Source organism: Klebsiella sp. MISC125, assembly GCF_051131775.1.
Classification (GTDB): Bacteria; Pseudomonadota; Gammaproteobacteria; order Enterobacterales; family Enterobacteriaceae; genus Klebsiella.
In genome coordinates, this window is sequence record NZ_CP180448.1 from 1,441,097 (window position 1) to 1,467,093 (window position 25,997).

Below are 25,997 nucleotides of genomic sequence, written 5' to 3' on the forward strand. Positions count from 1 at the left end.
GGCGCATGCTTTACCATAATTACCTCTTGCCGATTTGTTAAATGGATGTCCCATGTTGAAGCGTCGCTATCTGGTTTTACTCCCGCTGTGTGCTCTTTTCGCTGCCTGTAGCAGCAAACCTCAAACCCCTGCGGAAACGGAAATGGCGGGCAGTACCGGCGGTTTTTTGCTGGAGCCGCAGCATAATGTGATGCAGATGGGCGGTGATTTCGCCAACAACCCGGCGGCGGAACAGTTCATCGACAAAATGGTGAGCAAGCATGGATTTGACCGTCAGCAGCTGCACGAAATTCTCTCGCAGGCTAAACGTCTGGATTACGTTCTGCGCCTGATGGACCGTCAGGCTCCGACCGGGCTGCCGCCGTCAGGGCCGAACGGCGCCTGGCTGCGTTACAAAAAACAGTTTATTACTCCGGATAACGTGCAGAACGGCGTGGTGTTCTGGAACCAGTATCAGGACGCGCTCAACCGTGCTTATCAGGTTTACGGCGTGCCGCCGGAAATTATCGTCGGGATTATTGGCGTGGAAACTCGCTGGGGCCGGGTGATGGGCAAAACCCGCATCCTTGATGCGCTGGCAACTCTTTCGTTTAACTATCCGCGTCGTGCGGAGTACTTCTCCGGCGAGCTGGAAACCTTCCTGCTGATGGCACGCAGTGAAAAAGATGATCCGCTGGACCTGAAAGGGTCGTTTGCTGGAGCGATGGGCTACGGCCAATTTATGCCATCCTCCTATCGCCAGTACGCGGTGGATTTCAACGGCGACGGGCATATCAACCTGTGGGATCCAGTTGATGCTATCGGCAGCGTGGCTAACTACTTTAAGCAGCACGGCTGGGTGAGCGGCGATCAGGTAGCCGTGCAGGCGATGGGCCAGGCGCCGGGGCTGGCGAACGGCTTCAAAACCAAATACAGCGTTTCGCAGCTGACGGCGGCGGGATTAACCCCGACTCAGTCGCTGGGTAACCATCAGCAGGCGAGCCTGCTGCGTCTGGATGTGGGCACGGGATATCAGTACTGGTACGGTCTGCCGAACTTCTACACTATTACTCGCTACAACCACAGCACCCATTACGCGATGGCCGTCTGGCAGTTGGGGCTGGCGGTTTCTCAAGCTCGTATGCAGTAATCTCGCCCTCTGTGCTCCTCTCCATTCGGGGAGGAGCCTGTTACATTTTGCAGCATTTCCTTTCGTTGACACCAATTTACATTTTGCACATCTTTCAATATTGTTATGTTATAACGTTTTATTGAGGTGTGAGAATTGACTTCCATATTGATGGCTTCCGGCGCAACGAGGCTGATTATCGCCTGTTCCTTGCTGGCCGTGCTGTGGCTGGCGACCTGGTGGGCTGTGTCGCTGCCATGATTGAACTTGATCATCTGGTGGCAGGCTATGAGGGCCTGGCAATAACGCCGTCGCTGAACGGCAGGATTTCGGCGGGCAGCATGACGGCTATCGTCGGCCTGAACGGCTGCGGTAAATCGACGCTGCTAAAGACGCTGGCCGGGTTTATTCCACCGGTGAGCGGCCGTCTGAACTGGCGTGACGGACGACCGATTATCGGTTGGCTGGCTCAGCGCCACTCTCTGGAGTCGCAGTTTCCCCTCACCGTGCAGGACGTCGTCAGCCAGGGCGCCTGGCCGCACGTGTCGTTGCTGCGCGGGTTACGGGGAGAAATTCGTCAGCGTATTAGCACGGCGCTGGAGCGGGTGGGGCTATTAGCGATGGCGAAAACGCCGATTGAGGAGCTCTCCGGCGGCCAGTTTCAGCGGATGTTGTTCGCCAGGGTGATGATACAGCGCGCGCCGCTGGTGATGCTCGATGAGCCGTTTACCGGCATTGATGAAGCCACAAGTCGCGATCTGATGACGCTGATCCTGGAAATGCATCAGCAGGGGCAGACGATTCTGGCGGTGCTGCACGATAACCAGCGGGTCGCCGAGCATTTCCCGGATACGCTGTTGCTGACGTCGCAGCATGCCCGCTGGGGCGAAACTCCCGGTGTGCTGTCTGCATTTAACTCCGCGAGGCTGGCATGATCTGGCACACCTTCTTTCAACCCTTTATCGAATTTGGCTTTATGCGTCGCGCACTGGTGGTATGCCTGGCGCTCTCCCTCAGCACCACCATACTCGGCGTTTTCTTGCTCCTGCGGCGTATGAGCCTGATGGGCGATGCGCTGTCACACGCTATTTTACCCGGCGTGGCGGCGGGTTACTTGCTTAACGGTATGTCGCTGTTGGCGATGACCGTTGGTGGATTTATTGCCGGTATTGCGGTCGCGCTGGTGGCGGGGTGGGTCAGCCGCCGTACGCCCTTAAAAGAGGACGCCAGCTTCGCCGGATTCTACCTCGGTTCCCTGGCGCTGGGCGTCACGCTGGTATCGCTGCGCGGTTCTAACGTCGACCTGCTGCATCTGCTGTTTGGTTCGATTCTGGCGGTAGACAGCGATTCGGCGTTGTTCGTTTCGGGCGTCGCCAGCCTGACGCTGATCTGTATTGCTCTTTTTTATCGCGGCCTGGTCAGCGAAGCCTTCGACAGCGTTTGGCTACAGGTGAACTCGCGAAGATTGCCTGCTCTGCTGCACGGCCTGTTTCTCGCGCTGCTGGTGCTTAATTTGGTCGCTGGATTTCAGGTGCTTGGCACGCTGATGGCGGTGGGCGTCATGATGCTGCCTGCGGTAGCCGCTCGCTGCTGGGCGCGGACGCTGCCGGGCATTCTGCTGTTGGCTGCGCTTATTGGTGGCGTCTGCGCGTGGATGGGGCTGAGCCTCTCCTGGGCGGCGAATCTACCAGCCGGTCCGGCTATCGTCTTAACCGCCAGCGGCATCTTTTTTGTTTCGGTGTTTTTTGGCACGCGCAGTCGGTTGGTTGTCGGCTGGCGTAAATTAATGGGGTGAGGAAAATGATGAAACGTACCGGGATACTGCTGGCGCTGGCGTTGGGCATGGCGTCGCAAGGGGTGATGGCAAAAACGCTGAACGTGGTGAGTAGTTTTTCTGTTTTAGGCGACATGGTGCAGCAGGTTGGTGGTGAGCATGTGCACGTGGATACCCTGGTGGGGCCTGACGGCGACCCGCATACCTTTGAACCGTCACCGAAAGACAGCGCGCTGCTTAGCAAAGCCGATGTCGTGGTGGTGAACGGCCTGGGGCTGGAGGGTTGGCTGGACAGGCTGATTAAAGCATCCGGCTTTAAAGGTGAGCTGGTCGTGGCGTCCAATGGCGTAAAAACCCATACCCTTGATGAAGATGGTCAAACGGTTACCGACCCGCACGCGTGGAACAGCGCTGCAAACGGTGCACTGTATGCGCAAAATATCCTTAACGGTCTGGTAAAAGCAGACCCGGAAGATGAATTGGCGCTGGAGGCCTCGGGTAAGCGCTATATCAGCCAGCTCAACGAGATGGATAGCTGGGCGAAAGATCAGTTCAGCACTATCCCACAGGCCAGGCGCAAGGTGTTAACCAGCCACGATGCATTCGGCTACTTTGGCCGCGCCTATGGCGTGACGTTCCTTGCGCCGCAAGGATTGTCTTCGGAAAGTGAAGCCAGCGCGGCGCAGGTGGCGGCATTAATTAAACAAATTAAAGCTGACGATGTGCATACCTGGTTCATGGAAAACCAGCTTGACCCCAGATTGGTTAAACAGATTGCCAGCGCAACGGGTGCGCAGCCGGGCGGTGAACTCTATCCTGAGGCGCTTTCCGCGCCGGGTGGCGTAGCGGACAGCTACGTGAAAATGCTGCGCCACAACGTAGAGCTGATTGCTGCCAGTATGAAATAAATGAATCCGGCCCGCGATGGGCCGGCTATTTAACTTTATTGTTCTTCTTGTATCTGATTGATTTTTTTAGTCAACGTGAATCCATAGACCACGCAGCCCACGCCCAACAAGATCTGTACGCCTTCATACAGTGGGTTGAATGAACGGGTGAAAATATGCAGCAGTACGGTGAGTAGCGTAAATACGCCACAAACAAATAAACAAAGTCGCATTTGTCTGATTTTTTTCAAATTCTGCTCTGGGGTAAGCGGTGCTTTAGCCATTCCTGGTAACCTCTAATTTAACTCTTCCTTATGTACGGTGAATTGTGGCACTGGTGGCACCTGGCAGCTATCCGAAAATGCTGCGCCGGCGCGGACAATGTTTTTCGGAAGCCTCCTCGTAAATTCGCCACCTCATCCCCATATCTCTGCTGAAAGTGCTATCTTTGATGACCTCTTTATACGGCTTACATGGGGCGACGAATGACAGATTCGGAATTAATGCAGCTGAGCGAACAGGTGGGGTTGGCGCTGAAAACGCGCGGCGCGACGGTAACCACGGCGGAATCCTGTACTGGCGGTTGGGTCGCCAAAACGCTTACCGATATCGCGGGCAGCTCGGCATGGTTTGAGCGCGGTTTCGTCACCTACAGCAACGAAGCAAAATCGCAGATGATTGGCGTCAGCGAGGTGACTTTGCTTGATCATGGCGCGGTGAGTGAACCGGTGGTGGTGGAGATGGCGATTGGCGCTCTTCGCGCGGCGCGAGCGGATTATGCTATTTCGGTCAGCGGCGTTGCCGGGCCGGACGGCGGCAGCGCGGAAAAGCCGGTTGGAACCGTATGGTTTGGCGTGGCCAGCGCCAATGGGCAAGGCGTGACTCAGCGCGAATGCTTTGCTGGAGATCGGGAATCGGTACGTCGTCAGGCGACGGCGTATGCCTTAAAACTCCTCTGGCAACAATTTCTACAAAACACTTGATACTGTATGACTATACAGTATAATTGCCTCAACAGAACAGAATTCACTACCCGGTTACACCCGGCATGAGAGGAGTAATAATGGCTATCGACGAAAACAAACAGAAAGCGTTGGCGGCAGCACTGGGCCAGATCGAAAAGCAATTCGGCAAAGGCTCCATCATGCGCCTGGGTGAAGACCGTTCCATGGATGTGGAAACTATCTCCACCGGTTCGCTTTCACTGGATGTCGCCCTGGGCGCTGGCGGTCTGCCTATGGGCCGTATCGTCGAGATCTACGGGCCAGAATCTTCCGGTAAAACCACGTTGACGCTGCAGGTTATCGCTGCCGCTCAGCGTGAAGGTAAAACCTGTGCGTTTATCGATGCAGAACACGCGCTGGACCCTGTTTATGCTCGCAAACTGGGTGTCGATATCGACAACCTGCTGTGCTCTCAGCCGGATACCGGCGAACAGGCTCTGGAAATCTGTGACGCGTTGGCGCGTTCTGGTGCAGTAGACGTTATCGTTGTCGACTCCGTTGCGGCCTTGACGCCGAAAGCGGAAATCGAAGGCGAAATCGGCGATTCTCATATGGGCCTCGCGGCACGTATGATGAGCCAGGCGATGCGTAAGCTCGCTGGTAACCTGAAGCAGTCCAATACCCTGCTTATCTTCATCAACCAGATTCGTATGAAAATTGGCGTGATGTTTGGTAACCCGGAAACGACTACCGGCGGTAACGCACTGAAATTCTACGCCTCTGTTCGTCTGGATATCCGTCGCATCGGTGCGGTGAAAGATGGCGATAACGTCATCGGTAGCGAAACCCGCGTTAAAGTGGTGAAAAACAAAATCGCCGCGCCGTTCAAGCAGGCTGAGTTCCAGATCCTCTACGGTGAAGGTATTAACTTCTTCGGTGAACTCGTTGACCTTGGCGTGAAAGAGAAGCTGATTGAGAAAGCTGGTGCCTGGTACAGCTATAATGGCGACAAGATTGGTCAGGGTAAAGCGAACGCGATCTCCTGGCTGAAAGAGAATCCGGCTGCAGCGAAAGAGATCGAGAAGAAAGTTCGTGAACTGCTGCTGAGCAATCAGGACTCCACTCCGGACTTCGCAGTTGACGGAAACAGCGCAGAAGAAACTGAACAAGATTTCTGATATCGTCAGAAAGTCTAACAAGGGGCCGCTTATGCGGCCCTTTTGCTTTTTGATTAGCGAGGTTGCCCGTGACTGAAACTTCATCCCGCCGTTCCGGCTATGCACGCCTGCTGGATCGCGCTATCCGTATTCTGGCAATGCGCGATCACAGCGAACAGGAACTGCGCCGCAAACTTGCTGCTCCCGTAATGAGTAAAAACGGCCCGGAAGCGCTCGATGTGACGCCGGAAGAGGTCGATAAAGTCGTCGAGTGGTGCATTGATAACCGCTATCTGGACGACGATCGCTTTGTTCGCCAGTTTATTGCCAGCCGCAGTCGGAAGGGATACGGTCCGGCGCGCGTTCGTCAGGAACTAAAGCAGAAGGGGATTTCCCGTGAAGCGATAGAGTCCTCTATGCGTGAGTGCGAAATCGACTGGGCGCTGCTTGCAAGGGAGCAGGCGCAACGAAAATATGGCGAACCCTTACCCACTGCATTTTCAGAAAAGGTGAAAATACAGCGCTTTTTGCTCTATCGCGGCTATCTAATGGAAGATATCCAGGAAATCTGGCGAAATTTTGCAGATTGACCCATCGGGGATTTTACTTCCCCGTAAAGAAAACTTATCTTATTCCCACTTTATTTTCGTGAGTAGCCTGCCGGTCGATACTGAGTAGTGGCTGCCAGCGACATTTCGTTAGCTTGATTTCAGGATAATTATGAGCAAGAGCACCGCTGAGATCCGTCAGGCGTTTCTCGACTTTTTCCATAGTAAGGGACATCAGGTAGTTGCGAGCAGCTCCCTGGTGCCGCATAACGACCCGACCCTGCTGTTTACCAACGCCGGGATGAACCAGTTCAAGGATGTCTTCCTTGGTCTCGACAAACGTAATTATTCGCGCGCAACTACCGCGCAGCGTTGCGTTCGTGCGGGTGGTAAACACAACGATCTGGAAAACGTCGGTTACACCGCGCGTCACCACACCTTCTTTGAAATGCTGGGTAACTTCAGCTTCGGCGATTATTTCAAGCAGGACGCCATCAAATACGCATGGGAACTGCTGACTGGTGAAAACTGGTTTGCGCTGCCGAAAGAAAAACTGTGGGTGACCATCTACGAAACTGATGACGAAGCATTCGACATCTGGGCGAATGAAGTCGGTGTTCCGCGCGAGCGTATCATCCGTATCGGCGACAACAAAGGCGCAGCTTTTGCTTCCGATAACTTCTGGCAGATGGGCGATACCGGTCCGTGCGGTCCGTGCACCGAAATCTTTTTCGACCATGGCGATCACATCTGGGGCGGTCCTCCGGGAACCCCTGAAGAAGACGGCGATCGTTATATCGAGATCTGGAACATCGTCTTTATGCAGTTCAACCGTCAGGCCGACGGGACCATGGAACCGCTGCCGAAGCCGTCCGTTGATACCGGTATGGGCCTGGAGCGTATCGCGGCCGTTCTGCAACACGTGAACTCCAACTACGATATTGACCTGTTCCGCGAGCTGATTAAGAACGTGGCTAACGTAACTGGTGCGACCGATCTCTCTAACAAGTCCCTGCGCGTTATTGCTGACCATATTCGCTCTTGTGCATTCCTGATTGCTGATGGCGTTATTCCATCGAATGAAAACCGTGGCTATGTACTGCGCCGTATCATTCGTCGTGCAATTCGTCATGGCAACATGCTGGGCGCGAAGGACTCTTTCTTCTGGAAACTGGTTGCCCCGCTGATTGAAGTGATGGGTTCAGCCGGTGAAGAGTTAAAACAGCAGCAGGCTCAGGTAGAGCAGGTGCTGAAAACTGAAGAAGAGCAGTTTGCCCGTACTCTGGAGCGCGGCCTGGCGCTGCTGGACGAAGAGCTGGCTAAGCTGAAAGGTGACACGCTGGATGGCGAAACAGCCTTCCGTCTGTACGATACTTACGGCTTCCCGGTCGACCTGACCGCGGATGTCTGCCGCGAGCGCAACATTAAAGTTGACGAAGCGGGCTTTGAAGCCGCAATGGAAGAGCAACGCCGCCGTGCGCGTGAATCCAGTGGTTTTGGCGCGGACTACAATGCGATGATTCGCGTCGAGGGCGCATCTGAGTTTAAAGGCTATGATAGCCTGGAGCTGAATGGCAAAGTCACTGCATTGTTTATCGACGGTAAAGCAGTCGATGCGGTGGCTGCGGGTCAGGAAGCGGTTGTTATTCTGGATCAAACGCCGTTTTATGCTGAATCCGGCGGTCAGGTGGGTGATAAAGGCGAACTGAAAGGCGCAGGCTTCTCCTTCCTGGTGAACGATGCGCAGAAATATGGTCAGGCCATCGGCCACATCGGTAAACTGACCAGCGGTTCTCTGAAAGTGGGTGACGCGGTTCAGGCTGATGTTGACCAGGCTCGCCGTCAGCGTATTCGTCTGAACCACTCCGCCACGCACTTGATGCATGCGGCGCTGCGTCAGGTTCTCGGTACGCACGTGGCGCAGAAAGGTTCTCTGGTTAATGACAAAGCATTGCGCTTTGACTTCTCGCATTTTGAAGCGATGAAGCCGGAAGAGATCCGTGCGGTAGAAGATCTGGTGAATGCGCAAATTCGTCGCAACTTGCCTGTCGAAACCAATATCATGGACATTGATGCGGCTCGTGAATCTGGCGCGATGGCGCTGTTTGGCGAGAAGTATGACGATCGCGTTCGTGTACTGAGCATGGGTGATTTCTCCACTGAACTGTGCGGCGGCACTCACGCCTCACGTACTGGTGACATTGGTCTGTTCCGTATTACGTCTGAATCCGGCACCGCCGCAGGCGTTCGTCGTATTGAAGCTGTTACCGGCGAAGGTGCCATTATGTGGCTGCATGCGCAAAGCGATCAGCTCGGTGAGATCGCACAACTGCTGAAGAGTGATACTCACAGCCTCGGCGATAAAGTGCGTGCTGCATTAGAACGTAGTCGCCAACTGGAAAAAGAGCTGCAGCAGCTGAAAGAGCAGGCTGCGGCGCAGGAGAGTGCAAACCTCTCCAGTAAAGCGGAAGAGATTAACGGCGTTAAGCTGCTGGTCAGCGAGCTGGCTGGCGTTGAGCCGAAAATGCTGCGTACCATGGTTGATGATCTGAAGAACCAACTGGGTTCAACGGTTGTCGTATTAGCCACGGTCGCAGAAGGTAAGGTTTCTCTGATTGCAGGTGTGTCTAAGGATGTGACAGACCGCGTGAAAGCAGGGGAGCTGGTTGGTATGGTCGCCCAGCAGGTGGGCGGTAAAGGGGGCGGTCGTCCGGATATGGCGCAAGCTGGCGGTACCGATGCGTCTGCCCTCCCTGCTGCGTTGGCCAGTGTGAAAGGCTGGGTGAGCGCAAAACTGTAATAACTATAATCGCATAGATGCTGTGATTCTCGGATTATAGCATCTTGCGCGAGAAGCACTGATAACGATAAAGTCGGGTTGAAGTTGTGTATATCGGCTAAACTTAGGTTTAACAGAATGTGATGCCGTGACTGCTTACACCGTAGGGTGTTTGTCATCGCTTACTTTTTGGCGTTATATGATGGATAATGCCGGGATACGAGAGACCCGACTCTTTTAATCTTTCAAGGAGCAAAGAATGCTGATTCTGACTCGTCGAGTTGGTGAGACCCTCATGATTGGAGATGAGGTCACTGTGACAGTTTTAGGGGTTAAGGGTAACCAGGTACGTATTGGCGTAAACGCCCCTAAAGAAGTCTCCGTGCATCGTGAAGAGATCTACCAGCGTATCCAGGCTGAAAAATCCCAGCAGTCCAGTTACTAAGGTTTTCGCGCCTCGCTTTTTGTGAGGCGCATCCCTCTACCCGCTTTTTTCCTCACTTTTCTTCTCTTGTGACCTCTCTTTTTTGTCTATTGCCCATCATCCGCTACAGTTATCTTTCGCTTTCACAACGACGTAATAGCCAATTTCTTGTTGATAAAATACTCTTTTTGCCGTTTTCACAGGCTAATTGCGCGGGAAGTGTGCAAACGAAAAAAAGGTCTCGAAAAAAGGTTTGACTTATAAGTACCAGAAAGTAATATGTGCGCCATCGCAGCGACGAAGAGCAGAAACAAGTTCTTCGAAGCACTCGAAAGAGGCGTGTGGTGAGGTGGCCGAGAGGCTGAAGGCGCTCCCCTGCTAAGGGAGTATGCGGTCAAAAGCTGCATCCGGGGTTCGAATCCCCGCCTCACCGCCATTTTGCATCCGTAGCTCAGCTGGATAGAGTACTCGGCTACGAACCGAGCGGTCGGAGGTTCGAATCCTCCCGGATGCACCATATTCTCCCCAGTAACAGCAATATTGTTGTTGCATGGTCTGCGAAATTATCGCCAGCACTAGGGAGGATAACGTTGCTTTAGCAACGACCCGAAGGGTGAGGCGCAGCCGAGTAATCCTCCCGGATGCACCATCTTTTACTTGATACGGTTTTAGCAACGGTATCAAAATCTGCAGTAAAGTAAGTTTCCCGATGCATCCGTAGCTCAGCTGGATAGAGTACTCGGCTACGAACCGAGCGGTCGGAGGTTCGAATCCTCCCGGATGCACCATCTCTTACTTGATATGGCTTAGTGGCCGTATCAACATCGGCAGTAAAGCAAGTTTCCCGATGCATCCGTAGCTCAGCTGGATAGAGTACTCGGCTACGAACCGAGCGGTCGGAGGTTCGAATCCTCCCGGATGCACCATATTCTTCTTAGTAACAGCGATATCGTTGTTGCACGGTCTGCGAGATAGTCGCCAGTACCAGGGAGGATAACGTTGCTTTAGCAACGGCCTGAAGGGCGAGGCGCAGCCGAGTAATCCTCCCGGATGCACCATCTTGCCTTAGTATTTCACTTTAATGTGATACTAAATCTTAGAAGTAAACGCCATTCCCAATGCATCCGTAGCTCAGCTGGATAGAGTACTCGGCTACGAACCGAGCGGTCGGAGGTTCGAATCCTCCCGGATGCACCATATTCTTCTTAGTAACAGCGATATCGTTGTTGAATGGTCTGCGCGATAGTCGTCAGCACCAGGGAGGATAACGTTGCTTTAGCAACGGCCCGAAGGGCGAGGCGCAGCCGAGTAATCCATCCCGGATGGACCATATTCTCCGAGATAGCAGCAACACTCCCCTCAAGTCATCTCCAGCGCAATAATTCACAATCTTCTTCAGCACTTTTTTCATTGGCAAGTCGCTCTTTCCACTATAATTTATCCCTGTATACCAGCCTGATTTTGGGTGATATAAGTGCAAGGAGAGAAATCCATGAAATGGTTCAAAGCGACATCTGCGTTTTGCGCGACGCTTCTGGTAGCCGCCACGCTTGCGGGCTGTGCCGGATCGTCCACCAAAGAAAGTACCGGTGGATACATTGACGATACCGTCGTCACAACCAAAGTGAAATCCGCGTTATTCAATGATAAAGAGATCAAATCCTCAGAAATTAGCGTGCAGACCTTTAAAGGTCGTGTACAACTGAGCGGCTTTGTCTCATCCGCCGATAGTGCTAAACGCGCGGTAGAAGTGACGCGCAAAGTGCAGGGTGTTCGTGTGGTTGAGAATGATTTAAGAATCAAATAAACCCATTAAACTGTACCCGCATAGATAAAGGCGCCATCGGGCGCCTTTGTTGCATCTACCGCTAGCAGCGACAAAACCAGCCTTTTGCGATACAGTAACCACTCCTGAACCGGCTGGTGAGAACACGATGTACGAACGTTACGCAGGACTGATTTTTGACATGGATGGCACGATCCTCGATACCGAGCCGACGCATCGTAAGGCATGGAACGAGGTTCTGGGACGTTATGGTATGCGTTTCGATATGCAGGCCATGGTTGCGCTTAACGGTTCTCCAACCTGGCGTATTGCTCAGGCCGTTATCGAATTAAATCACGCGGATTTAGACCCCCATCATCTGGCACAAGAAAAAACGGACGCCGTGAAAGCGATGCTTCTGGATAGCGTCCGTCCTTTGCCGTTGATTGAGGTGGTTAAGGAGTGGCACGGTCGTCGCCCAATGTCAGTCGGTACTGGCAGCGAGAGCGCCGTTGCTGAAGCGCTGCTGGCTCATCTGGGCCTTCGCCACTACTTCTCTGCGGTTGTTGCCGCCGATCATGTTGTAAACCATAAACCCGCACCCGACACCTTCTTACTGTGTGCGGATCTTATGGGCGTTGCGGCAGATAAATGCGTGGTCTTCGAAGATGCGGACTTCGGTCTGCAGGCGGCGAAGCGCGCCGGAATGGATGCCGTCGACGTGCGATTGCTGTGAGCGACGCGCTGTCGCTGATATCGCTGTTTGCCAGTAGCTTTTTGAGCGCAACGCTGCTCCCAGGCAACTCGGAAGTGGTATTGGTTGCCATGCTGCTGGCGGGAGTTAGCAAACCGTGGTTACTGGTTTTAATAGCAATAATCGGTAATAGCCTTGGAGGGGTAACTAACGTTATTCTGGGGCGCCTGTTTCCGCTACGCAAAACATCGCGCTGGCAGGAGAAGGCGTCCGGCTGGTTAAGCCGTTATGGCGCGGTCACGCTATTATTAAGTTGGGCGCCTGTTATAGGTGATTTGCTGTGTTTACTGGCGGGATGGATGCGCATTTCCTGGGGACCAGTACTCTTTTTCTTATGCCTTGGCAAAGCATTACGCTATATCGTCATTGCGGCGATAACGCTTCAGGGCATGACGTGGTGGCACTAATTGGACTGATTGTTCAACCATTACAATTATGCTAATTCAAACGATTTCGACAGGCGGGAGGTCAAATTGATCCCGGACGTATCACAGGCGCTGGCCTGGCTGGAAAAAAATCCTCAGGCTTTACAGGGTATTCAACGCGGTCTTGAGCGCGAAACGCTGCGCGTCAACGCTGACGGCACGCTGGCCACTACCGGTCATCCGCAAGCCTTAGGCTCAGCGCTGACGCATAAATGGATTACCACCGATTTTGCCGAAGCCTTGCTGGAATTTATAACGCCGGTTGATGGCGATATCCAGCATATGCTCACCTTAATGCGCGATGTTCATCGCTATACCGCCCGCCATATTGGCGAAGAGCGGATGTGGCCGCTGAGTATGCCTTGCTACATCGCACCCGGTCAGGATATTGAACTGGCGCAGTACGGCACATCAAATATTGGTCGCCTGAAAACACTGTATCGCGAAGGGTTGAAGAACCGTTATGGTGCGCTCATGCAAACCATTTCCGGTGTGCACTATAACTTCTCTCTGCCAATGGCGTTCTGGCAGGCTAAATGTGGCGTTGAGGATGTTGAAAGCGGTAAAGAGGCCATTTCAGCGGGTTATTTCCGTTCCATTCGTAACTACTACCGTTTTGGTTGGGTGATTCCGTACCTGTTTGGCGCGTCCCCGGCAATTTGTTCTTCGTTCCTGCAAGGGAAACCGACGACATTGCCGTTTGAGGAAGCCAGCAACGGCATGTATTACCTGCCTTACGCTACCTCTCTGCGTCTGAGCGATCTGGGCTATACCAATAAGTCGCAAAGTAATCTCGGAATTACGTTTAACGATCTGTATGAGTATGTGGCAGGATTGAAGCGGGCGATTAAAACGCCTTCCGAAGAGTACGCGCAGATTGGGCTGGAGAAAGACGGAAAGCGTCTGCAAATCAACAGCAATGTATTGCAGATCGAAAATGAACTGTACGCGCCGATTCGCCCTAAACGCGTCACCCGCAGCGGTGAAACGCCTTCCGACGCGCTGCTGCGCGGTGGTATTGAATACATCGAAGTGCGCTCTCTGGATATTAACCCGTTCTCACCGATTGGCGTTGACGAGCAGCAGGTACGCTTCCTGGATCTGTTTATGGTCTGGTGTGTACTGGCCGATGCGCCAGAGATGAGCAGCGATGAACTGTTGTGCACGCGCACCAACTGGAATCGCGTTATTCTGGAAGGCCGCAAGCCGGGTCTGACGTTGGGTATTGGTTGCGAAACCGCTCAATTCCCGCTGGCTAAAGTGGGTAAAGATCTGTTCCGTGATTTACGCCGCGTAGCGCAAACGCTAGATAGCATCCATGGATGTCAGGCGTATCAGCAGGTTTGTGATGATCTGGTTGCCTGCTTTGACAACCCGGAGTTAACCTTCTCGGCGCGCATTCTGCGTTCTATGCTTGAAGAAGGGATTGGTGGCACCGGTAGGGAGCTTGCCGATCAATATCGTACGATGCTGCGCGAAGAGCCGTTGGAAATTTTACGCGAAGAGGATTTTATTACCGAGCGTGAAGCGTCAATACAGCGTCAGCAGAAGGTTGAAGCGGAAGATAACGAGCCGTTTGAAGCGCTGTTGGCAAGGCACCTGTAGTTTTACAGGCCGTAGAAAAGAAAACGGCCACAATCAATGTGGCCAAACTCTCATCTCTGATTCAGGGATGATGATGATAATAAATGCGCGTCTTTCATATACTCAGACTCGCCGTCTCAAAAAGAGTTCATTTTATTTTTTAAAAAATCACTATCGGAGGTGAAGAATGCCGTTGTTAGATAGTTTCACAGTCGACCATACCCGAATGGAAGCGCCTGCGGTGCGTGTTGCGAAGAAAATGAACACGCCTCACGGCGATGAAATTACCGTTTTTGATCTGCGATTCTGCATCCCAAACCAGGAAGTGATGCCGGAAAGGGGTATTCACACCCTTGAGCATCTGTTTGCCGGTTTCATGCGCGATCACCTGAACGGTAACGGTGTGGAAATTATCGATATCTCTCCGATGGGATGCCGCACCGGGTTCTATATGAGCCTGATCGGTACGCCAGACGAGCAGCGCGTTGCGGATGCCTGGAAAGCGGCGATGGCCGACGTGCTGAAAGTGAAAGAACAGAACCAGATCCCGGAGCTGAACGTTTACCAGTGCGGAACCTACACTATGCACTCGCTGGAAGAAGCCCAGGATATCGCTCGTCATATCATTGAGCGCGACGTACGCGTTAACAGCAACGATGAGCTGGCGCTGCCGAAAGAAAAACTGCAAGAACTGCACATTTAGTGCGTCTTCTACGGTCCGGCAAGTACTGCCGGGCCGCTATCCCCTAACGCCGTGATGTCGACAACCTTAAACTTTAGCTTTCAACACCGTTCACTGGTGCCTTTTGCCCATGATTACGCCCATGGCGATAGCGAGCCCTGGCATCAGCATAATTGCGCTCAGCTACTACATATCCTCAGCGGCGTGGTGCGGGTTGAAACCGCGCAAGGTTATTGGGTTGTGCCGCCTGGCCGGGGTGTCTGGCTGCCTGCAGGTACGTGGCATACGCTATGGGTTACGGGGACAGCGGCTGCGCGAACCCTGTTTATCGACCCCCTTGCGCGCGCGGACCTTCCTTCATCCTGCCAGATAGTGCAGGTGACTCCGTTGCTGCGTGAACTAATTGTCGCTTCTTTGACGCTGGCAGAATCTTACGCGCCGGGCAGTCGCGATGAGCGAATCTACGAATTGATCCTCGATGAGATTCGCGGTATGGCGGTGCTGCCGTTTGGTCTGCCTGAGCCACAAAGCGAAGCGCTGCGCCGTTTATGCCAGAAGGTAAGGGAAGCGCCTGGCGAGCCGTGGAGCAGCGCCCAGGCAGCGAAAGAAGTCAGCATGAGCGATCGCACGCTAAATCGCCATTTTCAGCAACAGACCACGTTAACCTGGAGCGAGTGGGTGCGGCGGGCGAAGCTCATGGAAGCGCTGGTCCGCCTGGCGCATGGCCACTCCGTTTTGCGGGTGGCCCTGGATCTTGGTTACGGCAGCCATAGCGCTTTTAGCGCCATGTTCCGCCGGATTATCGGCGTTGCTCCCAGCGACTATTTCCGTTCACCGGAGTGATGGTTTTCGCTAATGGCATTACACAGAGCCTGAAGTGAAGCGCGCGCTACATCGTTATCAATCCCTACTCCCCAACGACTGTCTCCATTTGGGAAGATGCAGCGAATATAGGCCACTGAACGACTGTCGCTACGTTCGCCGAGGGTATGCTCGTGATAATCTTTGATAATGAAGTTTTGCTTTAATAAGCCACTCAGCCCGCTGGCGGCAGCAGACAGTAGCCCGTTGCCGCGGCTTTGCAATCGTCGCGCTTCCCCGGCGATTCGCAGGGTTGCCTGTAGGGTAAGCTGCCCGTCCTGCTGGCTATCGCTTTTGTAATCCAGCAGCGCGAGGGTCGGCTGGGCCACCAGGCCGTATCGAGCACGGAACAGCTGCCACAGCGCGTTCTGGGTCATCTCTTTACCATGAGTATCGGTTTCTTGCTGTACGTGCAGGCTAAAATCCTGTTGCAATGCACGCGGCAGTTTGAGGCCATGATTCTGTTCAATCAACCATGCGCTACCGCTTTTTCCAGACTGGCTGTTAACGCGAATCACTGCCTCATAGCTACAACCGATATCCTGCGGGTCGATAGGCAGGTAGGGCATTTCCCAGAGATCGCCGGGCTGGCGGGCATCGAATCCCTTTTTGATGGCATCCTGATGAGAGCCAGAAAAGGCGGTGTAGGCCAGGCTACCCGCCCAGGGATGACGCGGATGCACCGGGATCTGGTTGCAGCTTTCGACAATTTCGACCACCCGGTTCATTTCTGAGAATTTGAGCTGTGGGTCAATGCCCTGGCTGTAGAGATTCATCGCCAGCGTCACCAGGCAGACGTTGCCAGTGCGCTCGCCGTTGCCGAACAGGCAGCCTTCGACGCGGTCGGCTCCGGCCATCACTGCCAGCTCTGCGCTGGCGACGCCAGTTCCCCGGTCGTTATGTGGATGGATGCTTATGCACACATCGGCGCGACGTGAAAAGTGGCGGCAGAAATACTCAATTTGATCGGCGTAAACGTTGGGGGTGTTAACTTCTACCGTCGCAGGCAGGTTGATAATCATCGGCCGTTCGGCGCAAGGCTGCCAGAGCTCCGCCACCGCCTCGCAAATTTCCAGCGCAAATTCAGGCTCGGTAAAGCAAAAGGTTTCCGGTGAGTACTCGTATTGCCAGCGGGTCTGCGGCTGCTGTTCACACTGCTGGCGGATAAGCCGGGTGGCACGAGTCGCCAGCTCGACAACCTGCGTTTTGTTCATCCCGAAAACCAGTTCGCGGAACAGCGGCGCTGTAGCGTTATAGAGATGAACGGTGGCGTTGTGTACACCGCGAAGCGATTCGAAGGTCTTCAGGATTAAATCTTCCCGCGCCTGGGTCAGCACCTGAATTGTCACATCCTGTGGGATGCGCTGCTCTTCAATCAATTGACGCACGAAGTTAAAATCGGTTTGTGAAGCCGAAGGAAAAGCCACTTCAATCTCTTTAAATCCGCATTCCAGCAGTAAGTCCCAGAACTGGAGCTTGCGTGCGCTATCCATCGGCTCGGCCAGCGCCTGGTTGCCATCGCGTAGGTCGGTGGAAAGCCAGCGGGGGGCTCGGGTGATTTGTTGATCCGGCCAGCGGCGGTCGGGCAGGGCGATTGGCGGGTAGGGGCGATATTTTTCGCCGGGATGAGTCAGCATGATTTTCTCCTCTTGTTGGATATTTATCGTGCATGACATGGCAAGAAGGCAGCTTTAGCAAACTAGACAGAAACTAGTGCAAATTGGACAACCTGCATTTTCCGGCAATAAAAAAGGGATCCGCAGATCCCTTTTATCAAACCTTAGTGGGCACCGCCTCCGCCTCCACCGGCGCTAAACGGTGGCTTGGCGAACCACACCAGGCTGAGCAGAAGGATAAATATTGCCGCCGAGAACCAGAAGATTTCGTTGGCCGATATAATCAATCCCTGGTTGGTTATCTGCTGTGCTATCCAGCCGGACGCCTGCTGCTGAGTCATCCCCAGGCCTTGCAGCTGATCGTACATCTGCTGGGCATTGGGGTTGTACGGCGTGACCGATTCGGTGAGCTGCGCATGGTGCAGCGCCTCACGGTTGGTCCACATGGTGGTGGTAATTGAAGTACCAATTGACCCTGCCAGCGTACGGGTAAAGTTCGACAGGCTCGATGCTGCCGCCAGCCGCTCCGGCGGCAGGCCGGAAAGGGTGATGGTGGTCAGCGGCATAAAGAAGCAGGCCACCGCGAAGCCCTGGATAAACTGCGGCCAGGCCGAAGCGCCGAAATCCATACCGGGTTCGAAGGTGTATGCGCGCCAGTAGAAGCAGACCGCGTACATAATAAAGCTGAAGGTGACCAGCCGACGCATATCGAGCTTATGCGCGAAGCGGCCGATAATCGGCGACAGGATAACCGGGATCACCCCAACCGGCGCTGAGGCTAAACCGGCCCAGGTCGCGGTGTAGCCGTATACCTCCTGCAATAGCTGTGGCAACAACACGATCGCGCCGAAGTAGAGCATGTAGGCGAGGCTGATACACAGGCAGCCGATAGTGAAGTTTCGCGACTTAAACAGCGACAGGTCGACTATCGGGTTATCGTCGGTTAGTTCCCAGACAATCAGGAAGCTTATCGCCACCACCGCAACAATCGTCAGGATGATTATCTCGTTAGAGGCGAACCAGTCCAGCTCTTTACCGCGGTCGAGCATCACCTGCAGACTGCCGATACCGATCACCAGCAGCGCCAGGCCAACGCCGTCGATTCGCCGCTGCTCGGTGCGGGTTTCACGACTGCGCAGGGTTTGCAGCGTCATCACCACCACGGCAATGCCAATGGGAACGTTGATAAAAAATATCCAGCCCCAGTGGTAGTTGTCGCTAATGTAGCCGCCAAGAATGGGGCCGCAAATGGGCGCGACGATCACCGTCATTGACCACAGCGCCAGCGCAATAGAGCGCTTAGCTGGCGGATAGTTACTGAGCAGCAGACTTTGCGACAGTGGGATCAGCGGACCGGCGACGATCCCCTGAATCACGCGGAAGAAAATCAGCATCGTCAGGCTGTTTGACATGCCGCAGGCCCAGGAGGCGATAGCGAACGCCACCGTCGACCAGAGGAACAGCTTCACTTCACCGACGCGCTTTGCCAGCCAGCCGGTAATCGGAATGGAGATAGCGTTCGCCACCCCAAACGAGGTAATAACCCAGGTCCCCTGGCTCAACGATGAGCCAAGGTTACCGGCGATGGTGGGGATGGCCACGTTGGCGATAGTGGAGTCCAGCACCTGCATAAAGGTCGCGAGCGACAGCGCAATGGTCATAATGACCAACTGCGCGCCTTCCAGCGGTTTTAGCGGTTTTTGCTGTTGCATTACGCTCACCCCGAATTATCCGGCGTTAGCCTGGATGATACCGTCGATCAGTTTATTGACCGGCTCAAGGCCGATTTCGCGGGCGTTGCTTTCATAGACCGGAGAGCTACGGACCTGGCTTGCCAGCATCTCGCCGCCGCGCTCGGTGGTGTTAACTTCAACCAGCGTGGAAAGACCGATGCGCAGCGGGTGCTCCGCCAGCTGTTTTTCATCCAGCTCAATACGCACCGGCAGGCGCTGAACCACTTTGATCCAGTTACCGGTGGCGTTCTGTGCAGGCAGCAGCGAGAAGGCGCTACCGGTACCCATATCCAGACCAACGACTTTGCCGGTGTATTTCACATCGTCACCGTAAATATCGCTGATAACGGTTGCTGGTTGGCCGATACGCATATGCGCCAGCTGGGTTTCTTTAAAGTTGGCATCAATCCACAGGTTGGTCGCCGGAACCACGGCCATCAGCGGAGTGGTGGGGCTAATTTGTGCGCCAGGTTGTACGGAACGGCGGGAAACATAACCGCTAATCGGGCTGACGATTTTGGTTCGTTGCAGAGCTAACCAGGCGTTGCGGACTTCGGTTGCAGATTGCAGCACCGCCGGCTGTTGCTCCAGCTTCGTTCCCAGAACGATCGCCTGATTGGCATTATATTGCTGAATGGCCACGTCCAGTTCCGCCTGTGCGCTGGCAACCGTGTCGCGCGCATGTTGCAGCTCTTCACGGCCAATCAAGTTGGCGGCCCCCAGAGGAATACGACGGTTAAGGTCGGTCTGCGCCTGGGAAAGGGCGGTTTTTTTGACTTCGATACTGGCCTGCAGTTGCTTGCTGTTGATCATTTGCTGGCGCGTTTGGCGCACGCTGGCAGCTAACTGGGTCTGCGCTTTTTCAAACGCCTGCTGAGCATCGGTCTGGTCGAGGGTGACCAGCGGATCGCCTTTTTGCACATAGTCGGTGTTGTCGGCCCAGACTTTCGTCACGCTACCGGACACCTGCGCCATGATTTGTACCTGGTTCCCTGCCACGTAGGCGTCGTCCGTCTCTTCGAAGTGACGCAGTACCAAAAACCAATAAATCCCATATGCCACGGCAACAATAATAAAGAGCAAGGTCAGCAGCAGAAGGGCGCCTTTACGCTTGCCTTTCTTGCTGCCCGGTTGCTGCGGGACTTGGCTCTCCGCATTTGCGCTCATGTTATTCTCCACGATCTTATTATTTCACATCGGCTGAGCCGACCTGTTTATCAGAAAGGCCAGCAGAAGATCTGCTGGCCTGGCTGTTTTCCTTGCAACTCAAAAATGGGGCGAGCGATGCTGCGCTTAGCGCAGAGACTCCGCGACCACGCCATCCTCTTCCATTTGGTCGAGACGACCAAGCAGCTTGCGGGTGATGTGTTCGAGCTGATCTTTTTCGCCAGTGCTTAAAGAAGACCAGAGTTGATGCAGGCAGTTATGCTGCGGTGGTAAGACTTCACGCAGGAACTGATGACCTTTGTCGGTAAGTTGCAAATGTAGGCAGCGACGATCGTTATCGCTTTCACGGCGCTCAATCCAGCCGCGTTTTTCCAGCTCATCGGCAATACGCGTGGCGTTGGTGCGCGAAGAGCCCAGCGCGCAGCTCAGTTCTGAAGGCTGAATGCTGTGGTTTTCCTGAGACTCAAGCGTGATCAGCGCCATAAATAATGTCTCGTTAATCCCTTGCGCTTTCAGCATCTTGTTACGGTTTTCCAGCAGCTTACCTTGCATATGCATGCAAAGACGAGTGAGCAGAATTTCCTGAAAGGGGAAGTCTTCGTGACGGCTGGCGCGGAACTTGAGCATTTGCTCAATGGGAGTAAACGAACTATCCATTTTGGTTATGACCTCATTAATTACAGCCGATATAATAACTATTGTGACAAATAAATCAAATGAATTATTGATTGATATTGATACTTTAAGCTTATAGCCATGTGCCGATTTTCCACACTACGCCATAGGTTAATGCGCTTAAAAGCGTAGGAATAATAATGCTGCGCGTTTTCCAGAAGGCCAGACCCAGCACCGTAAAACCCGCTAATGTGGGGAACAGACGGTGGGCGTCATGGAGGATTTCCGGCACGCTGGAAACCACCAGTAAGGCGCAAATGGAGGCGATGCCGATAGTATCGAGCAGGACGCTGACCGGGCCGCGACGCGTAGGGCGGGCGTTTCCCGCTCGTAGGCGTAGTGGAAGATAGCGGAACAGGTAATTCACGCAGCCGACTACGGCCCCAATAAGAAGAACGTTACTGTTCATCGGGCATCCCCTGAATGCTGGCCTGCACCAGAGCGGTCAGGCAACCGCAGACAATCCCGGCAAGGATCGCTGCGGGAATAGAAAAGAGGATAATCCCCCCAAGCGCGCCCGCCAGCGCGGCGGTAACGCTGAGTGATTGTTTGCGCTGGAACGATGCCAGTAGGAAACTCATAAACAGCGCGGGCAGCATAAAGCTTAGCGCTGCTTCTACTGCCGGAAAGTCGGTCAACAGGCCGCTGCCTGAGTAAGCTCCTACCAGCGTGCCGAAGACCCACGAAGCCCAGGACATAAAAGCGATACCGATCATCCAGTTTTCACTCCAGCGGCGGTTATCGCGTACCAGTTTAGCGGTGGCGGCGGCAAAAACTTCGTCGGTCAGGCCGAAAGCCCAGAGTGCGGTTTTTTTCTTGCTCAGCAAGCGCTGAATGCGGCTGCGCAGGGAAGGGCCGTACAGCACGTGGCGAACGTCCATTGCCATGACGGTAAGCGCCGCGACCCACAGCGAGCTGCCAGCGGCGAGCATCGCGGTGATCACGAACTGGCTGGCACCCGCGTAGATGATGCAGGAGAAGAACAGACTTTCCAGCGGAGTAAAACCGAGTTTGGTGGCGTTCAGGCCAAAGGCGAAGGCCACGGGAATGTAGCTAATCACAATCGGCAGGCTATCTTTTATGCCTTCGGCCAGCGTGGCTTCGCACGCAGGGGCCGTTTGCGTCATTGCGGCAGGGTTTTCCATAGGGATTACTTATTAATAACGCACGTGAAAATCACATGATTGCATAGGTGGATTAACCTTAGCAGAGAGCGGCGTAGCTTAACAGTATCTAACAGGTTGATGGCTAAAGTTATGCAGTTTATTTGCATATCAACCCATCATTTAGAACAGAAAATGTCGTGTTGTGCAGGATGCAGTCTTTCCCGGGGGCGGCGCAGAGCGCCTTGCCCGGGCTACGGGTTCGTGCGGTCTGCGGGTTTTGTAGCCCGGACAGATGCGCGGCATCGCCTCCGGGAAATTCTGCAATACTCTGCGGTTTTCCCCCGGGGGCGGCGCAGAGCGCCTTGCTCGGGCTACGGGTTCGTGCGGTCTGCGGGTTTTGTAGCCCGGACAGATGCGCGGCATCGCCTCCGGGAAATTCTGCAATACTCTGCGGTTTTCCCCCGGGGGCGGCGCAGAGCGCCTTGCCCGGGCTACGGGTTCGTGCGGTCTGTGGGTTTTGTAGCCCGGACAGATGCGCAGCATCGCCTCCGGGAATACCCTAAAAGAGGGGGGATTATTTCTGCGCAGCCAGCGCTTCATTCACCCAGCCGTCAAACTGTTGCTGGTGGGCTTTAATCCAGCCGTCGACGTGGCCCTGAATATCCGCTTCTGAACCGTGACCGGCATGCATCATCGCATTCTCGGCGTTGATGTCGGCAATCGGCAGCTTCATGGTGCTAAACAGCTTCGCCGCCGCCGGGTTTTTCTCAGCCCAGACTTTGTTTGCCACGATGTGCATGGTGTTAACCGGGAAGCCGTAGTTCATACCGTTCGGCAGCTTGGTGTCGATATCCTTCTGCTCGCCCGGCAGGGAGGAGAACGGTACCTGTAACCAGACGACATCTTTACCCGGTTTCAGCACGTCGCTAACCCAGTAAGGCGTCCAGGTGTAATAAAGCACCGGTTTGCCTTCTTTATAACGCGCAATAGTATCGGCCATCATCGCCGCATAGTTGCCCTGGTTATGCACGACCGTGTTGCTCAGACCGTAAGCATCAATCTGGTGATTAATGACCGCTTCACAGCCCCAGCCCGGCGTACAGCCGGTCATATCGGCTTTGCCATCACCGTTGGTATCAAACAGTTTGGCAATTTTCGGATCTTTTAGCTGGTCGATAGATTTAATGTTGTACTGCTCGGCGGTTTTCTTGTCGATCAGATAACCCTGTGCGGCACCGGTAACAAATACCCCTTCACGATAAAATTTCTTATCGCCACCGGCGGCTGCGTACATATCATCGTGCAGTGGTTTCCAGTTGGTGGCGATGTAGGTGGTATCACCTGCGGCGATAGAGGTGTAGGCGACGTTATAGTCGACTTCGCTCGGCTTCTCGACGGTATAGCCCAGCTTTTCCAGCGCGCGGCTGACCAGCAGGGTCTGGAAGGTCTCTTCCGAAATGGTGCTCTGTGCCGGTTTCACGGTAATGCCTTTACCTGGCAGGTCCACGGCGAAGGCGGTGGTGGAAATGAGGGCGGTAAACGCTGTGGCAAGAATCGCGGTATGTCGCATCGTTGTTCCTTTTATTTATCAGAAGGGAAGTCCATCCCCCCGACTGCCGGGGGGATGTGCTCTTATTTACAGAAAGGGCGAGTGATAAACCCCAGTGGGCCGGTGGTGTACCAGCGGCGGTTGCCGCGACTGCGCGAGTCGCGCCCGAAGGCCTGAGTCAGGCGGTCGAGAATGATGGCGAGGATAACAATGCCGACGCCGCCAACGGTCGCCAGACCCATATCCAGGCGACCAATGCCGCGTAGTACCATTTGGCCAAGGCCGCCAACGGCGATCATCGAAGCAATAACCACCATCGACAAGGCCAGCATCAGCGTCTGGTTGACCCCGGCCATAATGGTCGGCATAGCCAGAGGTAGCTGAACCTTGAACAGAAGCTGACGCGGGCTGGCGCCGAAGGAGCGAGAAGCTTCAATCAGATCCGCAGGCACCTGGTTAATCCCCAGAATCGTCAGACGAACAATCGGCGGCAGGGCGAAGATAATGGTCACCACCACGCCCGGAACGTTACCGATACCGAACAGCATCACGATCGGCACCAGATAGACAAATGCCGGAGTGGTTTGCATCGCATCGAGCAGCGGGCGAATAATTTTTGCCGCCCGCGGGCTACGGGCCAGCCAAATCCCCAGCGGCAGGCCGATTAACATACAAAACAGCAGTGCGGTCAGCACCAGCGCCAGAGTCACCATAGCCTGCGACCAGGCGCCGATGGCCCCGATAGCAATAAGCGAAATCAGCGTTGCGGCACCCATACCGACGCTGGAGATCTGCCAGGCAATCAGCGAGAAAATAATAATCGCGACCGGCGCAGGCATCCCCAGCAAGAGCTGCTGAAAAGCGCTCAGGATGTAATCCACCGGTACGCGGATCCCCTGAAACAGCGGGCGAAAGTGCATCACTATCCAGTCGATACCGTGCGTGACCCAGCTATCAAGCGGAATAAGCGTTTTATGGAACGGATCCATAATATTGAAGTGTTCCGGCTGCGGCGCGGGTGCGCTGCTCAGCCAGTCGGCACCGCCGCTATCGGCCGGGGCGGGTGTTGATGTGCCCCAGGCATCAGCGGATTGCGACGCGCTATCCGCCGCCGGTGCGGTGTCCCACGGGTTAGATTGATCAGCCATTATTGTTTGCCCCCTCGCGATCTAAAGCCTGCAGCAGCATACGTTTGGAAATGATGCCGATGTACTGTTGCCCTTCGTCCACAACCGGCACCGCGCAAGGTGCATGGCCGACGTGGGAGAGCAGGTCGCTGAGCGGCGTTTGTGCATCCACCGCTTGCGGGGAGTCAATTAACGCCGCATCGATTCCCTGACCTTCGCTCAGCGCGGCCTTCAGTGAATCAATGGAGACAATGCCAACAAACTTATTACCGCGTTCTATGACATAGCCATATTCGCAGTCTTCATCTTGCAATAATTTCAACGCCGAACGCGGGCCGAAACCTGGCGTTTTACGAATCAGACCAACCGGACGACGGCGGGCAATATCCTTGGCGCTAAATACCTGGCTAATATCGACGCCGCGGAAGAAGGTGCGGACATAATCATTGGCCGGGTTATTCAGTATTTCATCTGGTGTACCGACCTGGACCACTTCGCCATTTTGCATAATGGCAATGCGATCGCCAATGCGCATTGCTTCATCGAGATCGTGGGAAATAAATACCACGGTGCGCTGATGCTTTGCCTGTAATTTGGTTAGCTCATCCTGCATTTCGGTGCGAATTAATGGGTCGAGGGCTGAGAAGGCCTCATCCATTAACAGGATATCGGGGTTAATGGCCAGCGCGCGGGCCAGACCAACGCGCTGACGCATCCCGCCGGAGAGTTCATCCGGGTAAGAGTGAGCATAGTTTTCCAGGCCCACCTGACGCAGCGCATCCAGCGCTTTCTCCTGGCGTTCTTGAGGCGAAACGCCGGCCAGCTCCATGCCGAAAGCGGCGTTGTCGAGCACGGTCATATGCGGCATCAGGGCAAACGATTGAAATACCATTGCAATCTTTTTTCTGCGCACCTCGCGGAGCTCGGCCTCTGAGATTTTGGCGATATCAACGCCATCGATCAGCACCTGTCCACGGGTGGGTTCAATCAGGCGATTGAGAAGGCGAACCATGGTAGATTTCCCCGAGCCGGAGAGCCCCATGATGACGAATATCTCGCCTTCTTCAATGGTCAGATTGGCGTCTTTTACGCCAAGCGAAAGTCCCGTTTTTTCCAGTATTTGCTCTTTCGATAATCCTTTTTCGATATATTTGAAAGCCCGCTGTGGGTGCTCGCCAAATATTTTATAGAGATTCTTGATTTCTAATTTAATTGCCATGCAATAGAAAGTTTCCTGTAATTTATTTATATCGATATAGTACCTGGTGGAGATAATTGCTTTTTTACACCCTAACATACTGAGAATCTGAGACAACCCTTTATGTTGATTTA

25 protein-coding genes and 5 tRNA genes are annotated in these 25,997 nt (G+C 54.3%); 20 read left to right on the forward strand and 10 right to left on the reverse strand.

The features are described 5' to 3' along the window. Positions 1 to 52 precede the first annotated feature (52 nt). The 4 genes from mltB (at position 53) to ACMYSL_RS06870 (ending at position 3,790) form a co-directional block, all read left to right on the forward strand. Entirely contained in the window at positions 53 to 1,129 is a 1,077-nt protein-coding gene (mltB, locus tag ACMYSL_RS06855; RefSeq protein ID WP_182234351.1) for a lytic murein transglycosylase B, read from the forward strand. A gap of 203 nt (positions 1,130 to 1,332) precedes the next feature. Further along, positions 1,333 to 2,043 (forward strand): metal ABC transporter ATP-binding protein, encoded by a 711-nt coding sequence (locus ACMYSL_RS06860; RefSeq protein WP_434661937.1) that lies wholly within the window; start codon positions 1,333 to 1,335, stop codon positions 2,041 to 2,043. Then, positions 2,040 to 2,903: a metal ABC transporter permease gene (locus ACMYSL_RS06865; protein ID WP_112213760.1), complete on the forward strand. Its 864-nt coding sequence runs from the start codon at positions 2,040 to 2,042 to the stop codon at positions 2,901 to 2,903. Before ACMYSL_RS06860 ends, ACMYSL_RS06865 begins: the two co-directional genes overlap by 4 nt. 8 nt (positions 2,904 to 2,911) lie before the next feature. After that, a complete protein-coding gene (locus tag ACMYSL_RS06870) occupies positions 2,912 to 3,790 on the forward strand; it encodes a metal ABC transporter substrate-binding protein (protein WP_304261105.1) in 879 nt (292 codons plus the stop codon). Between the two features lie 35 nt (positions 3,791 to 3,825). Here the strand turns inward: ACMYSL_RS06870 and ACMYSL_RS06875 are convergent, their stop codons facing one another. Beyond that, positions 3,826 to 4,053 carry a hypothetical protein gene (locus ACMYSL_RS06875; protein ID WP_304253024.1) on the reverse strand — a complete coding sequence of 76 codons (228 nt, stop codon included), beginning with the start codon at positions 4,051 to 4,053 and terminating at the stop codon, positions 3,826 to 3,828. 201 nt (positions 4,054 to 4,254) lie between these two features. On the opposite strand from ACMYSL_RS06875, the gene pncC reads away from it, so the two are divergent. The 16 genes from pncC to ACMYSL_RS06955 all read left to right on the forward strand — a co-directional run bounded on the left by pncC (position 4,255) and on the right by ACMYSL_RS06955 (position 15,674). Continuing rightward, positions 4,255 to 4,752, forward strand: a complete 498-nt coding sequence (gene pncC / locus ACMYSL_RS06880; protein WP_182234345.1) for a nicotinamide-nucleotide amidase — start codon at positions 4,255 to 4,257, stop codon at positions 4,750 to 4,752. Positions 4,753 to 4,832: 80 nt separating this feature from the next. Then, entirely contained in the window at positions 4,833 to 5,891 is a 1,059-nt protein-coding gene (gene recA, locus ACMYSL_RS06885) for a recombinase RecA (RefSeq protein WP_110277022.1), read from the forward strand. Between the two features lie 68 nt (positions 5,892 to 5,959). Next, positions 5,960 to 6,460: a recombination regulator RecX gene (gene recX, locus ACMYSL_RS06890; RefSeq protein WP_142512511.1), complete on the forward strand. Its 501-nt coding sequence runs from the start codon at positions 5,960 to 5,962 to the stop codon at positions 6,458 to 6,460. 130 nt (positions 6,461 to 6,590) lie between these two features. Beyond that, positions 6,591 to 9,218, forward strand: a complete 2,628-nt coding sequence (gene alaS / locus ACMYSL_RS06895) for an alanine--tRNA ligase (RefSeq protein WP_434661940.1) — start codon at positions 6,591 to 6,593, stop codon at positions 9,216 to 9,218. 238 nt (positions 9,219 to 9,456) lie between these two features. Then, the gene (gene csrA / locus ACMYSL_RS06900) at positions 9,457 to 9,642 is read left to right on the forward strand and encodes a carbon storage regulator CsrA (protein ID WP_000906486.1); all 186 of its coding nucleotides are present in this window, start codon (positions 9,457 to 9,459) and stop codon (positions 9,640 to 9,642) included. A 322-nt stretch (positions 9,643 to 9,964) separates the two neighbouring features. Next, positions 9,965 to 10,057, forward strand: a tRNA-Ser gene (locus ACMYSL_RS06905). Positions 10,058 to 10,061: 4 nt separating this feature from the next. Further along, positions 10,062 to 10,138 (forward strand) — tRNA-Arg (locus tag ACMYSL_RS06910). A gap of 194 nt (positions 10,139 to 10,332) precedes the next feature. Then, positions 10,333 to 10,409, forward strand: a tRNA-Arg gene (locus ACMYSL_RS06915). A 61-nt stretch (positions 10,410 to 10,470) separates the two neighbouring features. Then, a tRNA-Arg gene (locus ACMYSL_RS06920) sits at positions 10,471 to 10,547 on the forward strand. A 194-nt stretch (positions 10,548 to 10,741) separates the two neighbouring features. Then, a tRNA-Arg gene (locus ACMYSL_RS06925) sits at positions 10,742 to 10,818 on the forward strand. A 295-nt stretch (positions 10,819 to 11,113) separates the two neighbouring features. Continuing rightward, a complete protein-coding gene (locus tag ACMYSL_RS06930) occupies positions 11,114 to 11,428 on the forward strand; it encodes a BON domain-containing protein (protein ID WP_181485204.1) in 315 nt (104 codons plus the stop codon). Between the two features lie 127 nt (positions 11,429 to 11,555). Further along, a complete protein-coding gene (gene yqaB / locus ACMYSL_RS06935; RefSeq protein WP_112216426.1) occupies positions 11,556 to 12,122 on the forward strand; it encodes a fructose-1-phosphate/6-phosphogluconate phosphatase in 567 nt (188 codons plus the stop codon). Continuing rightward, complete coding sequence (locus tag ACMYSL_RS06940) at positions 12,119 to 12,547, forward strand: YqaA family protein (RefSeq protein WP_110277027.1); 429 nt, start codon at positions 12,119 to 12,121, stop codon at positions 12,545 to 12,547. Before yqaB ends, ACMYSL_RS06940 begins: the two co-directional genes overlap by 4 nt. A 66-nt stretch (positions 12,548 to 12,613) precedes the next feature. After that, the gene (gshA, locus tag ACMYSL_RS06945) at positions 12,614 to 14,170 is read left to right on the forward strand and encodes a glutamate--cysteine ligase (RefSeq protein WP_434661943.1); all 1,557 of its coding nucleotides are present in this window, start codon (positions 12,614 to 12,616) and stop codon (positions 14,168 to 14,170) included. A gap of 166 nt (positions 14,171 to 14,336) precedes the next feature. Next, entirely contained in the window at positions 14,337 to 14,852 is a 516-nt protein-coding gene (gene luxS, locus ACMYSL_RS06950) for an S-ribosylhomocysteine lyase (RefSeq protein WP_110277029.1), read from the forward strand. Between the two features lie 54 nt (positions 14,853 to 14,906). Next, a complete protein-coding gene (locus tag ACMYSL_RS06955; protein WP_182234339.1) occupies positions 14,907 to 15,674 on the forward strand; it encodes an AraC family transcriptional regulator in 768 nt (255 codons plus the stop codon). On the opposite strand, the gene leuA is transcribed toward ACMYSL_RS06955, so the two are convergent. The 9 genes from leuA to proV form a co-directional block, all read right to left on the reverse strand. After that, positions 15,653 to 17,329 carry a 2-isopropylmalate synthase gene (gene leuA / locus ACMYSL_RS06960; protein ID WP_182234337.1) on the reverse strand — a complete coding sequence of 559 codons (1,677 nt, stop codon included), beginning with the start codon at positions 17,327 to 17,329 and terminating at the stop codon, positions 15,653 to 15,655. The two genes, ACMYSL_RS06955 and leuA, sit on opposite strands and share 22 nt — an antisense overlap. A gap of 143 nt (positions 17,330 to 17,472) precedes the next feature. Then, the gene (emrB, locus tag ACMYSL_RS06965; RefSeq protein WP_181485208.1) at positions 17,473 to 19,020 is read right to left on the reverse strand and encodes a multidrug efflux MFS transporter permease subunit EmrB; all 1,548 of its coding nucleotides are present in this window, start codon (positions 19,018 to 19,020) and stop codon (positions 17,473 to 17,475) included. A 15-nt stretch (positions 19,021 to 19,035) separates the two neighbouring features. Beyond that, positions 19,036 to 20,208, reverse strand: coding sequence for a multidrug efflux MFS transporter periplasmic adaptor subunit EmrA (emrA, locus tag ACMYSL_RS06970; protein ID WP_181485352.1), 1,173 nt, complete (start codon positions 20,206 to 20,208; stop codon positions 19,036 to 19,038). Positions 20,209 to 20,334: 126 nt separating this feature from the next. Continuing rightward, positions 20,335 to 20,865: a transcriptional repressor MprA gene (gene mprA / locus ACMYSL_RS06975; RefSeq protein ID WP_110277034.1), complete on the reverse strand. Its 531-nt coding sequence runs from the start codon at positions 20,863 to 20,865 to the stop codon at positions 20,335 to 20,337. A gap of 91 nt (positions 20,866 to 20,956) precedes the next feature. Next, positions 20,957 to 21,292, reverse strand: a complete 336-nt coding sequence (gene ygaH / locus ACMYSL_RS06980) for an L-valine transporter subunit YgaH (RefSeq protein WP_434661947.1) — start codon at positions 21,290 to 21,292, stop codon at positions 20,957 to 20,959. Continuing rightward, a complete protein-coding gene (locus tag ACMYSL_RS06985) occupies positions 21,282 to 22,028 on the reverse strand; it encodes an AzlC family ABC transporter permease (protein ID WP_434661949.1) in 747 nt (248 codons plus the stop codon). Before ACMYSL_RS06985 ends, ygaH begins: the two co-directional genes overlap by 11 nt. 535 nt (positions 22,029 to 22,563) lie before the next feature. Further along, positions 22,564 to 23,559, reverse strand: a complete 996-nt coding sequence (gene proX, locus ACMYSL_RS06990) for a glycine betaine/L-proline ABC transporter substrate-binding protein ProX (RefSeq protein ID WP_434661951.1) — start codon at positions 23,557 to 23,559, stop codon at positions 22,564 to 22,566. Between the two features lie 62 nt (positions 23,560 to 23,621). Beyond that, positions 23,622 to 24,686, reverse strand: coding sequence for a glycine betaine/L-proline ABC transporter permease ProW (proW, locus tag ACMYSL_RS06995; protein ID WP_434661953.1), 1,065 nt, complete (start codon positions 24,684 to 24,686; stop codon positions 23,622 to 23,624). After that, positions 24,679 to 25,884 (reverse strand): glycine betaine/L-proline ABC transporter ATP-binding protein ProV, encoded by a 1,206-nt coding sequence (gene proV / locus ACMYSL_RS07000; protein WP_182234327.1) that lies wholly within the window; start codon positions 25,882 to 25,884, stop codon positions 24,679 to 24,681. Before proV ends, proW begins: the two co-directional genes overlap by 8 nt. Positions 25,885 to 25,997 lie beyond the last annotated feature (113 nt).